The organism is Variovorax nitratireducens (assembly GCF_051216545.1).
Lineage (GTDB): Bacteria > Pseudomonadota > Gammaproteobacteria > Burkholderiales > Burkholderiaceae_C > Variovorax.
On sequence record NZ_JBPJZO010000005.1, the window covers coordinates 1 to 12,928 of the forward strand.

The following is a 12,928-nucleotide window of genomic DNA, read 5'->3' on the forward strand; positions in this document are numbered from 1 at the left end:
GAGGGCTTCTACAACCGCGTGCGCATGCACACGGCCATCGGATACCTTGCCCCTGTCGAAAGGGAACGCAGCCTCCTGGCTGCGTGACTTGGTGTACGTGGAAACGAGGCAGGGTCAACCTTCAAGCGCGCCGCTGAGGCCGCGCTGCGCGATGCACGCCCGCTGGCGCACAACGCCTACAAGGTCGAACTGGGTCACCGTTCCGTCGTGCGAGCGCTGATGCGCGCCGCACGACTGGCTTGAGAGAGAAGATCGTCATGGCACGCTATTTAGGCAAAGAAACGACCCGGGTCGATGGGCTCGCCAAGGTCACGGGCAAGGCGAAGTACACCGCCGAGTTCCAGATTCCTCACATCACTTACGGCTTCATCGTGTTGAGCACGGTGGCCAAAGGCCGCATCTCCGCGATCGACACACGCGACGCCGAGAAGGCCGGCGGCGTGATTCGCGTCTTCACGCACCTGAACGCAGGCAAGCTCGGCCCGGCACCTGCGGCCGGTGCGCCGCCGGCGTGGACCTGGCCGCTGCAGTCGGATCGGGTGTTCTTCAACGGCCAGCCGATCGCGCTGGTCGTGGCCGAGAGCTACGAACAGGCGCGGCACGCGTCGCGGCTGGTGAAGGTCACGTACCAGACCGAGCCGCACAACACCGACTTCTCGAAGGTGCTGGACCGCGCGCAGCCGGACCCCGCCACTGCGAAGGGCACGCCGCGCGGCAACCCGGTCGCCGCGATGCAGACCGCGGCGGTCAAGGTCGAAGCGGAATACCGCATTCCTATCAACCATCACAACCCGATCGAGCCGCATGCAGCCATTGCGTTCTGGCAGGGCGATCAACTCACGATCTTCGACAAGACGCAGGAGGTCTACGGCGTTCAGAAGCACCTGGCAGAAAGCCTGGGCGTGCCGGCCGAGAACATTCGCGTGGTCTCCCCGTTCGTCGGCGGTGCCTTCGGCGCATCGCTCAAGCCGAACTACTACCCGTCGTTGACGGCAATGGCCGCGCGTGAACTCAAGCGCCCGGTCAAGGTGGTGTACACCCGGGCTCAGATGTTCACGGGCCATGGCTACAGGCCGTACACCATCCAGAAGGTCGCGCTGGGCGCCGACCGCAGCGGCAAGCTGTCGGCGATGATTCACGAGGCCTTCCACAACACCTCCTCTTTCGAGCCTTTCTCGGATTCCACCACGGGCTTCAGCCGGCAGGTCTACGCATGCCCCAACCTGGATGCGCCGCTGAAGGTTGCGGCGACCGACCTGGCCACGCCCACCTGGATGCGCGCACCGGGCGCGGTGAGCGGCATGTTCGCCCTGGAAAGCGCCATGGACGAACTGGCCTACGCGCTCAAGATCGATCCGATGGAGCTGCGCCTCATCAACTATGCCGAAGTCGACCCGGAAAGCGGCAAGCCCTTCTCCAGCAAGGCCCTGCGCGAATGCTACCGGCTCGGCGCCAAGAAGTTCGGCTGGAAGAACCGCAAGGCCGAGCCGCGCTCGATGCGCGACGGTCGCCTGCTGGTCGGCTGGGGCATGGCCTCGAGCGTCTGGGGCGCGATGCAGATGCCTGCCAGCGCGCGCATCACGTTCCGCGCCGACGGGACCGCCGGCGTGACCAGCGCCACCAGCGACATCGGCCCGGGCACGTACACCGTGATGACCATGATTGCGGCCGAATTCCTCGGCCTTCGTCTGGACCAAGTGCACTTCGAGCTCGGTGACACGCGGCAGCCCAAGGCGCCGGCGCAAGGAGGATCGTGGACGACCTCCAGCGTGGGGTCGGCTGTGCGAGGCGCCGCGCTGACCATCGTGGCGAAGCTCCTGGACTTGGCGAACCGGGATTCCGCGTCTCCGCTGAAGGGCGTGAACGCAGCGGATGTGGAGATGCTCGATGGGCGCTTGCGTCTCAAAAGCGATCCGTTGCGCTCGGTCAGCATTGCCGACGTCATGCGTCGCACAGGAACCAACGAAATCACCGAGACCTACGATTCGACGCCGTCGCCGGAGCGCGAAAAGTACGCAACGCTGGGCCACGGTGCCCAGTTCGTCGAGGTGAAGGTCGACCCGGATCTTGGCACGGTGAAAGTGACACGCGTGATCGAGGTCACGGCCTGCGGCAAGATCCTCAATCCGCTGGCATCTCACAGCCAGGAGATCGGCGGCGTGGTCTGGGGCATCGGCATGGCATTGGAGGAAGCGACCGAGATCGACCACCGCTACGGCCGCATCATGAACGCCAGCCTGCAGCACTACCACGTGCCGGTGAATGCCGACATTCACTCCATTGAAACCATCTTCGTCGAAGAAGAGGACACCGTCGTCAATCCGCTGGGCGTCAAGGGCATGGGAGAACTCGGCATGGTGGGCATTCCGGCAGCCATCGCCAATGCCATCTTCCACGCGACCGGCCGGCGCGTGCGCGATCTGCCGATCACGCCGGAAAAGCTGCTGTGATGGCGAGATACCAGCGGGCTTGAAGGTTCGACAGCATTCGCCCCCCGGTCGCGCGAGATGTGCTTGGCGTGACCAAAGCCGGTGTAGTGGAAGTCCCGAATAACGCGCGATTAGCGATCCTTGTTGAGCGATTGGCGTACCGCGATCGAAGGGAAGCCTGTCCGCTGAGGGTCAAGCCGACTATCGTTGCGCGTCCCAGCAAGCAATCACCGCACGGCGACTACAGCCACCGGCTTGGCGGGACCGACCTATTGCAACTCCAGGAGACAACGAATGACGACATCCCTTTTGAAGCGGCGCGCCGCCTTGTTCACCCTGTCGGCGCTGACCTTGGCCGTCTACGGCCCTGCAGCCCAAGCCCAGGACGCCGCCAAGTGGCCCACGCGCACCGTGCGCCTGATCACGCCCTATCCGACTGGTGGCGCGCCGGACACGATTGCCCGGGTGTTGGCCGAGAAGCTCTCGCGCAAGTGGGGCCAGAGCGTGATCGTGGAAAACAAGCCGGGTGGCAACGGCTTCATCGCGATCGATGCGTTCAAGCGTGGCGCCAAGGACGGGCACGACCTGATCCAGCTCGACAGCGTGCACATCGCCGCCTATCCGTACCTGTTCAAGAAGCTGCCGTACGACCCAGCGAAGGACTTCGACGTGCAGGCCACGCTGTGGAAGGCCTACCTCATGTTCGTGGTGCCGACCGGCAGCAAGTACAAGACCGTGGGCGACGTGATAGCGGACGCCAAGGCCAACCCGGGCAAGATCGACTACGGCTCCTGGTCCATCGGCAACCCGGTGCATCTGGGGATGGAGGAACTGCAGCAGTTGACCGGCACCAGCATGCAGCACGTGGTGTACAAGGAGACCTCGCAGCTCTATACCGCGGTCGCCACCGGCGAGTTGCCCGTCACGCTGGGCACGGCCGGCACGACCGGGCCGATGTACAAGGCCGGCAAGGTTCGCTTCCTGGCCGTGGGTGCGCCTCAGCGCTTGGTCGCCTATCCCGACGTGCCAACTGTGGCCGAGGCCGGCGGCCCCAAAGACTACGAAGTCAGCGGTTGGAATGTGATCGCCACACCGAAAGGCTTGCCGCTGGCCGTCAGAGACAAGATCCGCCAGGACATTGCCGAGGCCGTGGCCAGTACCGACGTGCAGGATCGCTACGCGACGCTGGGTTACGTCCCGCTTGCGCTGGATCGCGCGAAGATCGAATCGTTCATCCAGGCCGAGACCAAGCGCCATGAAGCCATCATCAAGCGCGCCAAAATCGAACTGCAATGAAAGTAGAAGCGCCTGGAGCCGTGCCAAGTAGTCTGTCTGCTCGCGGTCCAGTTCGACAGGCCGCATGGACACTGGCATCCCTTCGTTGAGGGTGGCCTGTCCGGAGGGGATCGAACCCCCGACAACCTGCTTAGAAGGCAGGTGCTCTATCCAACTGAGCTACGGACAGAAGTGGCTTCAAGGATGGAACGAACCGTGGCGCGGGGTTCGATCAAGAGAAAAAGTGGTCGGGGCGAAAGGATTCGAACCTTCGACCCTCTGGTCCCAAACCAGATGCGCTACCAGGCTGCGCTACGCCCCGACGAGCCTTCGATTCTAACCTGACGAATCAGCGCTTCTGATATTGCGTCTTGCCGAAAAGGATGTCGCGTTCCTTGTCGCTGGTGAGCGGCTTGCGCAGGTCGGCCAAAACTTTCACGCCGCGCTGCACAGCGGGGCGGGCCGCGATGCCGTCGAACCAGGCTTTGAGGTGGGGGTAGTCGGTCAGCGTGATGCCCTGGTTCTCCCAGCTGCGCAGCCACGGGAAGATCGCGATGTCGGCAATCGAATAGGTCTTGCCGGCGATGAACTTGTTGGCCGAGAGCTGCTTGTCGATCACGCCGTAGAGTCGCTTGGCCTCGTTGCTGTAGCGGTCGATGGCGTAGGGGAGTTTTTCGGGCGCATACATGCGGAAGTGGTGGGCCTGGCCGAGCATCGGCCCGACGCCGCCCATCTGGAACATCAGCCACTGCAGCACGTCGTAGCGCGCGCGGTCGCCGGTGGGCATGAGCTTGCCGGTCTTGCCGGCCAGGTACACCAGGATCGCGCCCGACTCGAACAGCGAGATCGGCTTGCCGCCCGGGCCGGCCGGGTCGGTGATCGCGGGAATCTTGTTGTTGGGGCTGATCTTCAAGAAGGCCGGCTCGAACTGGTCGCCACGGCCGATGTTGACGGGGTGCGCCACGTAGGGAAGGCGGCATTCCTCCAGCATGATGTGGATCTTGTGGCCGTTGGGCGTGGGCCACGAATAAACGTCGATGGGGGCTTGTGGGGTCATGGCGGGCAGCATATCCGCGGCCCGGATTTCCTGCTGGCTCAGGCCGTGGTCGTCGCGCCCGACAGATGCTGGTGGATAAGCGCCACCACGGCCGCACCCTCGCCGATGGCGCCACCGACGCGCTTGACCGAGCCCGAGCGCACGTCGCCCACCGCGAACACGCCGGGCACGCTCGATTCGAGCGCAGCGGCCGGCCGAGCCGGGAAGCCGCCGCTGGCCGGCTGGCCGGTCAGCACGAAGCCGTGCCGATCGACCGCCACGCCGCAGCCATCGAGCCAGGTGGTTTCAGGCTCGGCACCGACAAACAGGAAGATGTTGCGCGCCGCGCAGTCGTGTTCGGTGCCGGTGCGGTGGTCGCGCCAGGTAGCGCCATTGAGGCCCGTTTCGGGGTCGCCGTGCAGGCCGCTCAACTCGGTGTGCGGATGCAGTTCGATGTTGGGCGTGGCCTCGATGCGGTCGATCAGGTAGCGCGACATGCTGGCCGCGAGCGACGGCCCGCGCACCAGCACGTTGACCTTGGCCGCGTGCTGCGAAAGAAACACCGCGGCCTGGCCGGCTGAATTGCCGCCGCCGACCAGCCCGACCTCCTGCTGTGCGCACAGCTTGGCTTCGAGCGCCGAAGCCCAGAACCAGATGCCGCGGCCTTCGAAATCGGCGAGGCGCGGAACGGCCGGGCGCCGGTAGCGCGCGCCACTGGCGATCACCACCGTTCGGGAGCGCAGTTGCCGGCCGTCTTCGAGCGTGATCGACAACTCGCCGGTACGGTGCGCCTTGCTGCAGTCCATCGACACCACCTTGGTCGGGATCAGCATCTCGGCGCCGAACTTCTGCGCCTGCACATAGGCCCGGCCCGCGAGCGCACCGCCCGAGATGCCGGTCGGAAAGCCGAGGTAGTTTTCGATGCGGGCGCTGGCGCCGGCCTGGCCGCCGTAGGAGCGGCAGTCGAGCACGATCACGCGCAGCCCTTCGGAGGCCGCATAGACCGCCGTCGCGAGGCCCGCGGGGCCGGCACCGACGACCACCACGTCGAACAGTTCGGCGTACTCCTCGCTGTCGATCATGCCGAGGCAGCGCGCCAGCGCATCTTCGGTCGGGTTCATCAGCACTGCGCCGTTCGGGCAGACCACCAGCAGCCGGGCCTCGCCGTATTGTTCGAGCAGGGCTGCGGCATCGGCATCCTGCGTAGCGTCGACCACGTGGTACGGATAGCCGTTGCGGCCCAGAAAGTTCTGCAGGCGGCGCACGTCGGGTGAGTCGGGCGGCCCGATCAGCACCGGGCCGCTCGCGCCGGCCTCGATCAGCGCCACACGCCGAAGGATGAGTGCGCGCACCAGCCGCTCGCCGAGATCCGCCTCGGCAATGATCAGCGCCCGCAACTGGTCAGGCGGCACCAGCAGCGTTTCGACTTCGCCGATCGCATGGCCATCGACCAGGGCAGGGCGGCCCGACAGTTGTCCCACTTCGGCCAGGAAGTGCCCGGGGCCCTGCTCGGCAATCGGTGTCACGTTGCCCAGGCCGTCGCGCTGCGTGATTGCCACGGCGCCCTTCAGCACGACGTACATGCCCGGGCCGGGTTCGCCGGCGCGGAACAGGCAGGCATCGGCGGGGTAGTGCCGCTGCGTGCCGAAGCGCGTGATGCGCGCGATATCGGCGGCGCTCAACACCGGAAACATCTGGTGCCGGCGGGTTTCGACTTCGATCGGGGCTTCGGTGGGCATGCGCCATTAGACGATGTTCACGCATTTGCCATGCTGCTGACACGGGCTTTTCATGTGCGGTCACCAGACTCCCGTGCAACCAATGCCGAAGGATCATGGATGAAAGAGTTGCCCAACCCGATGTTCGCCATTTCGCAACTGGGGCTGCGCGGCGTGCTGCAGCCTGCAGTGCCGGCGCGGCCGCAGATGCCGTTGCCGGTAGAGGCGAACGGCATCACCGTGCACTGGGCCCGGCACCAGGATGAAGTGCGTGCCGCGCAGCGTCTGCGCTTCGAGGTTTTTGCTGGTGAGATGGGCGCGCGCCTGAACACGCCGATCGCCGGCCACGACGTCGACCTGTTCGACGACTTCTGCGAGCACCTGCTGGTGCGGGACGCTGCCACGCGCATGGTCATCGGCACCTACCGCGTGCTCACGCCGGCGCAGGCGCGCCGTGTCGGCGGCACCTACAGCGACACCGAATTCGACCTGACGCGGCTGCGTTCGCTGCGCGAGCGCATGGTCGAGCTGGGTCGCAGCTGCGTGCACGCCGAGCACCGGCAGGGCGGCGTGATCATGGCGCTGTGGGGCGCGCTGGCCGGCTTCATGCACCGCAACAAGCTCGACACCATGATCGGCTGCGCCAGCATTCCGATGTGCCACCACGGCGTGGCCGGTGGCGATGCGGCGGCCAGCATCTGGCGGCAGCTGTCGGCCACGCACCTGGCGCCGATCCAGTACCAGGTGCAGCCGCGCCTGCCGCTGCCGGTGGATCGGCTCGATGGCGCGCTCCAGGTCGAGCCGCCAGCGCTGATCAAGGGCTATCTGCGGCTCGGTGCCAAGGTTCTGGGCGCACCGGCCTGGGATCCCGATTTCAACACCGCCGACCTGCCGATGCTGATGCGCATCGAAGACCTTCCGGCGCGCTACCGCAAGCATTTCCTGGGCAATTGACGGGTTGGGTCGTGTCATGAGATCGTCATATGGTTGTCATATGGTCGGTTTCCGCGTGCCCCTGGCGCCTTGTCCCAGAATCCATACCATGCAGCCTGCCGCCAACGATCCGGTTCATCAAGAAACCGCCCCGCAACCCGTTCTCACGCTGCTCGACCGCGACCACGCCATCCTGGCCTTCAACGAGCGCGTGCTCGACTGGGCCTATCGGCCCGAAGTGCCGCTGATCGAGCGGCTGCGCTACCTGTGCATCGTGTCGTCCAACCTGGACGAGTTCTTCGAGGTGCGCACTGCGCCGCACCTGATCGCGGCCGGCACGGGCGATCACACCGGCAGCTACACCGTCGAATCGTTCGAGGCGCTGTCGGCCGCGGCGCACAGCCTCGTGGCGCGCCAGTACGCGCTCTACAACGACGAGCTGATGCCGACCTTTGCCGGTCGCGGCATCGAGATGATCTCGCACGGCGAGCGCAACCCGGCGCAGCGCAAGTGGGTGCATGAGTACTTCGAGCGCGAGGTGCGGCCGCTGCTGATCCCGGTCGGGCTCGATCCGGCGCATCCGTTTCCGCAGGTGGCCAACAAGTCGCTCAACTTCATCGTGCGGCTGGCCGGCAAGGACGCATTCGGGCGCGAGAACCCGATCGCCATCGTCAAGGTGCCGCGGGTGCTGCCGCGCGTGATCCGCATGCCGGCCAAGCTGTCGGGTGGCAAGACGCTGTGCGTGGCGCTGTCGAGCATCGTGCGCTCGCACCTGTCGAGCATGTTCACCGGGCGCGAGGTCGGCGACTTCTCGCAGTTTCGCGTCACGCGCCATTCAGACCTCGCGGTCGACGAAGAAGACGTCAAGAACCTGCGCACCGCGCTGCGCCAGGGGCTGCAGCACCGGCACTACGGCCAGGCCGTGCGGCTCGAGGTGTCGGCCAGTTGCGCCGAATCGCTTGCGGGGTTCCTGCTGGCCCAGTTCAACCTGCCGCCGCAGGCGCTTTACCGCGTGCACGGGCCGGTGAACCTGGCGCGCCTCACGCAGATGATCGACCTGATCGACGAACCCGCGCTGCTGTTCCCGCCGTACCTGCCGTCGTACCCGGTCACGCTGTCGCCGGGCCAGTCGTTCTTCGACCGACTGCAGCGCGGCGACGCGCTGATCCACCAGCCCTTCGAGAGCTTCGACGGGGTGCTGGCCTTCCTGCGCGAGGCGGTCTACGACCCCGACGTGCTGGCCATCAAGCAGACCATCTACCGCACCGGCACCGATTCGGCGCTCATGGACTTGCTGCGCGAGGGCGTGCGGCGCGGCAAGGAGGTCACCGTCGTGGTCGAGCTCAAGGCACGCTTCGACGAAGAAGCCAATATCAACTGGGCCGAGATGCTGGAGTCGATCGGCGCGCAGGTGGTGTATGGCGTGGTCGGGCTCAAGACGCACGCCAAGATGCTGCTGGTCACGCGCCGCGAGGGCAAGCAGCTGCGCCGCTACGGCCACCTTTCCACCGGCAACTACAACCCGCGCACCGCGCGGCTCTACACCGACATCAGCCACCTCACGGCCGACCCGCTGCTCACCGCCGACATGGAAGCGGTGTTCGTGCACATGGCCAGCCAGAGCAGGCTGCCGAAGCTCCACCGCATGTGGCTGGCGCCATTCGACCTGCACAAGAACCTTGTGGCGCAGATCGATGCGCTCGGCGTTGCCGCGGCAGCGGGCCGCCCGACGCGGATCGTCGCCAAGATGAACGCGCTGACCGACGAGGCGCTGATCGCCGCGCTGGTGCGGGCCGGGCAGAAGGGCGTGAAGATCGACCTCATCGTGCGCGGCGCCTGCACGCTGCCCGCGCAGGTGCCCGGGCTTACGGACAACATCCGCGTGCGTTCGGTGATCGGCCGCTTTCTGGAGCATTCACGCGTTTTCTACTTCCGCAACGGCGAAGACGAAAGCCTCTACCTGTCGAGCGCCGACTGGATGAACCGAAACATGATGCGGCGCGTCGAGCTCGCCTGGCCGGTGACCGACCCGAGCCTGCGCCAGCGCCTGATCGACGAATGCCTGGTGGCCTATCTGCACGACGGCCGCGATGCCTGGGATCTCGGCCCGGACGGCCGCTACCACCGCGTCAACCGCGACACCCACAGCGAAGAGGCGGGCGCCTCGCGCTCGATCGAAGCCCACGGTGCGCAGAGCGCGCTGATGGGCCGCTATGCCTCGCGCGGCCTGCGTCGCGCCGCGGCAAGGGACTGATGATCTTTATTCGAGGACTGGACTGATGGATCTGATCTTCTGGCGCCATGCCGAAGCCGAGGACTGGACGGAGGGCTGCGACGACATGCAGCGCTCCCTGACCTCCCGCGGTGAGAAGCAGGCCAAGCGCATGGCGTCCTGGCTGGATCGCCAGTTGCCCGAGGGCACGCGCGTCATTTCGAGTCCGGCACGGCGCTGTGAACAGACGGTGCTGGCGCTCGGGCGCAAGTACAAGCTGCGCGCCGAGCTGAGCCCCGACACCACGGCCGATGCGCTGCTGGCGGCGGCCGGCTGGCCGAATGGCAAGTCGGTGGTGCTGCTGGTCGGCCACCAGCCGTCGCTCGGCCAGTCGATCGCCATGCTGCTCGGCTTGCAAAGCGACAGCTGCCAGGTGCGCAAGGGTGCGGTCTGGTGGATCCGCACGCGCGAACGCGATGGCGACGTGCAGACCGTCGTGGTCGCGGTGCAGTCGCCCGAGCTGCTCTAGCAGCCTTCAGCCGCCGAGCAGTTCGACGGCCCAGTTGGTCTTCTGCCAGGCCAGCACTTCTTCGCGCAACAGGTGCGCCGATTGCGGAAAGCGTTCCGGCCAACCCGGCCGGCAAACGATGCTGAAGCTGCGGCCGTCGGGCACGCCGAGCTTGAGCGCATTGGCTTCCGGGTCGCGCCGCGCGTGGCAAAGGATCACCGCCAGCCGCAGCGCCAGCAACTGGCGCGCGAAGGTTTCGTCGTCCAGCAGGGGGCCGAGCTTGCGCAGCTTGCCGCGGTGCCCCAGCACCAACTGGCCCAGCGCATGCAGTTCGTTCACGGCAAAGCCGGGTGCGTCGGCGTTGTCGAGGATGTAGGCGCCGTGCTTGTGGTACTCGCTGTGCGAGATCTGCGTGCCGATTTCGTGCAGCTGCGTGGCCCAGTCGAGCTTTCGCAGCGCCCGGCCGGCGCGGTGGGTGGTGCGGGCACCGCGGGCGGTCGGATCGAGCTGCACGAACAGCGCGGCAGCGGTTTCGCCAACGCGCTGCGCCTGCGCCGCATCGACCGTGAAGCGGGTAGCGAGCCGCGTTACGGTGGCAGCGCGCAAATCGGCCACGCCTTCGTCTCGTTCCAGCAACTCATACAGCACGCCATGGCGCAACGCGCCCTGGGCCACACGCATCTGGTCGATGTCGAGCAGGTCGAACACGGCGCGCAGCACGCTCACGCCGCCACCGATCACAGCCTTGCGGTCTTCGCGCATGCCTTCGATGCGCAACTTGTCCGCGCTGCCGGCCCTGAGCAGCCGGTCGAGCAGCCAGTCGAGCCCGGCGCGGGTCACCAGGCCGGGCGCGTTGCCGGCCGCGGCCAGCACGTCGCCGACCGCGCCGATGGTGCCCGACGCGCCATAGGCCACGTCCCACTGGTCGCGCGTGTAGCTGCTCAAGGCCTCGTCGAGCACCGCCTTGGCCGCGACTTCAGCGGCACGGAATGCGCCCGCGGTGAACTGGCCTTCGGCAAAGTGCTTCATCGACCAGGCCACGCTGCCGACGCGGTAAGACTCCATCACCTGCGCCTGCAGCGCCTGGCCGAGGATCATTTCGGTGGATCGGCCGCCGATGTCGACCACCAGGCGGCGTTCCCGGTCGGACGCGTCTGTCTGCGGCAGCGCGTGCGCGACGCCCAGGTAAATGAGCCGGGCTTCTTCGCGACCCGGAATTACGTCGATGCCGAAACCGAGCACGGTGCGCGCCCGCAACAGGAATTCGTCCCGGTTGCGCGCCTCGCGCAGCGTCTGGGTGGCCACGGCCCGCACCTGCGATCGCTTGAAGCCGGCCAGTCGCTCGCCGAAACGCGCAAGCGTGTCCCAGCCGCGTTGCATGGCTTCGGGCGTGAGGTTGCGTGCGCTGTCGAGGCCGTTGCCCTGGCGCACGGTTTCCTTCAGGTATTCGGTGCGGTGGATCTGGCCATGGTCGAGTTGACCGATTTCGAGGCGAAAGCTGTTCGAGCCGAGATCGACTGCGGCGAGACGGGTACCGTTTTGCATGGAAAAGAGAGAAAAGAAGGCACCCGCATGGTAGCCGCCGCAGTGGCGCCATCTTGTGACGGTTGTGTGACACGGTCACGCAGCAGCACCCCCGACCGACCATCCTTTCCCTCTGTGGCGGGGTGTCATAGAGGTGTCACATAAGCTTCCTAGAGTCGCCCGCATGCCCCGCAACGGGGTTTCGCTGTACGTCAAAAGGAAGCTTCATGAAAACGTCCCTCCAATTCGCAACCGCCGGCCTCGTGGCCGCCGCCTTCGCCCACGTCCCCGCCTTTGCCCAGAACGTGACTGGCGCCGGCGCCAGCTTTCCGGCGCCGCTGTATGCCAAGTGGGCCGGTGATTTCAACAAGGCGACCGGCACCCAGGTCAACTACCAGTCGGTCGGTTCGGGCGCCGGCATCAAGCAGATCGAAGCCAAGACGGTGGATTTCGGCGCTTCGGACATGCCGTTGACCGACGACGAACTGAAGACCAAGGGCCTGATGCAATTCCCGACCGTGATCGGAGGCGTGGTGCCGGTGGTCAACATCGCCGGCATCAAGCCGGGCGAACTGAAGCTCAGCGGTTCGGTGCTCGGCGACATCTACCTCGGCAAGATCACCAAGTGGAACGACCCGGCGATCAAGGCGCTGAACGGCTCGCTGGCGCTGCCTGACGCCGCCATCGCACCGGTGCGCCGCGCCGACGGCTCTGGCACCAGCTTCCTGTTCACCAACTACCTGAGCAAGGTCAACGCCGACTGGAAGAGCAAGGTTGGCGAAGGCACGGCCGTGAACTGGCCGATCGGCACCGGCGGCAAGGGCAACGAAGGCGTCGCAGCCTTCGTGAAGCAGCTGCCCAACTCGATCGGCTACGTCGAGTACGCCTACGTCAAACAGAACAAGATGGTCTACGCCCAGATGCAGAACGCAGCCGGCACGACCGTGTCGCCCGACGACAGCGCCTTCAAGGCCGCCGCCGCCAATGCCGACTGGAGCAAGACCTTCTACCAGGTGCTGACCAACCAGACCGGCAAGGAAGCATGGCCGATCACCGGCGCCACCTTCATCCTGATGCAGAAGGTGCAGGACAAGCCGGCCAACGCCACCAGCGTGCTGAAGTTCTTCGACTGGGCCTACAAGAGCGGCGACAAGACGGCTGACGACCTCGACTATGTGCCGATGCCCGACAGCGTGAAGACGGTGATCGCCAAGTCATGGGGCGAGATCAAGGACACGTCGGGCAAGTCCGTCGCGCCCTCCGCCGCCAAGTAAACCCGGCCGCCAAGTCAAC

The 12,928-nt window shown here is 66.2% G+C and carries 9 protein-coding genes and 2 tRNA genes; 6 read left to right on the top strand and 5 right to left on the bottom strand.

All coding sequences use genetic code 11. From position 1 onward, the window contains the following. Positions 1-257: 257 nt before the first annotated feature. Together ACSFA8_RS14540 and ACSFA8_RS14545 are read left to right on the top strand one after the other, a co-directional pair. A complete protein-coding gene (locus ACSFA8_RS14540; protein ID WP_435480223.1) occupies positions 258-2,450 on the top strand; it encodes a xanthine dehydrogenase family protein molybdopterin-binding subunit in 2,193 nt (730 codons plus the stop codon). A gap of 273 nt (positions 2,451-2,723) precedes the next feature. After that, the gene (locus tag ACSFA8_RS14545; protein WP_435480224.1) at positions 2,724-3,725 is read left to right on the top strand and encodes a Bug family tripartite tricarboxylate transporter substrate binding protein; all 1,002 of its coding nucleotides are present in this window, start codon (positions 2,724-2,726) and stop codon (positions 3,723-3,725) included. Positions 3,726-3,817: 92 nt separating this feature from the next. On the opposite strand, the gene ACSFA8_RS14550 is transcribed toward ACSFA8_RS14545, so the two are convergent. From ACSFA8_RS14550 to ACSFA8_RS14565, 4 genes are all read right to left on the bottom strand, one after another. After that, positions 3,818-3,894, bottom strand: a tRNA-Arg gene (locus tag ACSFA8_RS14550). Positions 3,895-3,949: 55 nt separating this feature from the next. Then, positions 3,950-4,026: transfer RNA gene (locus tag ACSFA8_RS14555), tRNA-Pro, on the bottom strand. 27 nt (positions 4,027-4,053) lie between these two features. Beyond that, on the bottom strand, positions 4,054-4,761 hold the full coding sequence (locus ACSFA8_RS14560; protein ID WP_435480225.1) for a glutathione binding-like protein: 708 nt from the start codon (positions 4,759-4,761) through the stop codon (positions 4,054-4,056). A 38-nt stretch (positions 4,762-4,799) separates the two neighbouring features. Next, entirely contained in the window at positions 4,800-6,479 is a 1,680-nt protein-coding gene (locus ACSFA8_RS14565; RefSeq protein ID WP_435480226.1) for an FAD-dependent oxidoreductase, read from the bottom strand. 99 nt (positions 6,480-6,578) lie between these two features. Here ACSFA8_RS14565 and ACSFA8_RS14570 point away from each other — a divergent pair, with 99 nt between their 5' ends. The 3 genes from ACSFA8_RS14570 to ACSFA8_RS14580 all read left to right on the top strand — a co-directional run bounded on the left by ACSFA8_RS14570 (position 6,579) and on the right by ACSFA8_RS14580 (position 10,132). Next, positions 6,579-7,412: a GNAT family N-acetyltransferase gene (locus tag ACSFA8_RS14570; RefSeq protein WP_435480227.1), complete on the top strand. Its 834-nt coding sequence runs from the start codon at positions 6,579-6,581 to the stop codon at positions 7,410-7,412. 88 nt (positions 7,413-7,500) lie between these two features. Beyond that, the gene (gene ppk1 / locus ACSFA8_RS14575; RefSeq protein ID WP_435480228.1) at positions 7,501-9,645 is read left to right on the top strand and encodes a polyphosphate kinase 1; all 2,145 of its coding nucleotides are present in this window, start codon (positions 7,501-7,503) and stop codon (positions 9,643-9,645) included. Between the two features lie 25 nt (positions 9,646-9,670). After that, the gene (locus tag ACSFA8_RS14580) at positions 9,671-10,132 is read left to right on the top strand and encodes a SixA phosphatase family protein (protein ID WP_435480229.1); all 462 of its coding nucleotides are present in this window, start codon (positions 9,671-9,673) and stop codon (positions 10,130-10,132) included. Positions 10,133-10,138: 6 nt separating this feature from the next. On the opposite strand, the gene ACSFA8_RS14585 is transcribed toward ACSFA8_RS14580, so the two are convergent. Further along, positions 10,139-11,656, bottom strand: coding sequence for a Ppx/GppA phosphatase family protein (locus tag ACSFA8_RS14585; RefSeq protein WP_435480230.1), 1,518 nt, complete (start codon positions 11,654-11,656; stop codon positions 10,139-10,141). 206 nt (positions 11,657-11,862) lie between these two features. On the opposite strand from ACSFA8_RS14585, the gene pstS reads away from it, so the two are divergent. Further along, a complete protein-coding gene (pstS, locus tag ACSFA8_RS14590) occupies positions 11,863-12,909 on the top strand; it encodes a phosphate ABC transporter substrate-binding protein PstS (protein WP_435480231.1) in 1,047 nt (348 codons plus the stop codon). Positions 12,910-12,928 lie beyond the last annotated feature (19 nt).

Excerpts from the sequence above, each read along its gene's own strand:
- ACSFA8_RS14585 (WP_435480230.1), bottom strand. The coding sequence starts at position 11,656 with ATGCAAAACGGTACCCGTCTCGCCGCAGTCGATCTCGGCTCGAACAGC.
- ACSFA8_RS14570 (WP_435480227.1), top strand. The coding sequence starts at position 6,579 with ATGAAAGAGTTGCCCAACCCGATGTTCGCCATTTCGCAACTGGGGCTG.
- ppk1 (WP_435480228.1), top strand. The coding sequence starts at position 7,501 with ATGCAGCCTGCCGCCAACGATCCGGTTCATCAAGAAACCGCCCCGCAA.
- ACSFA8_RS14540 (WP_435480223.1), top strand. The coding sequence starts at position 258 with ATGGCACGCTATTTAGGCAAAGAAACGACCCGGGTCGATGGGCTCGCC.
- ACSFA8_RS14545 (WP_435480224.1), top strand. The coding sequence starts at position 2,724 with ATGACGACATCCCTTTTGAAGCGGCGCGCCGCCTTGTTCACCCTGTCG.
- ACSFA8_RS14565 (WP_435480226.1), bottom strand. The coding sequence starts at position 6,479 with ATGCCCACCGAAGCCCCGATCGAAGTCGAAACCCGCCGGCACCAGATG.
- ACSFA8_RS14560 (WP_435480225.1), bottom strand. The coding sequence starts at position 4,761 with ATGACCCCACAAGCCCCCATCGACGTTTATTCGTGGCCCACGCCCAAC.
- ACSFA8_RS14580 (WP_435480229.1), top strand. The coding sequence starts at position 9,671 with ATGGATCTGATCTTCTGGCGCCATGCCGAAGCCGAGGACTGGACGGAG.
- pstS (WP_435480231.1), top strand. The coding sequence starts at position 11,863 with ATGAAAACGTCCCTCCAATTCGCAACCGCCGGCCTCGTGGCCGCCGCC.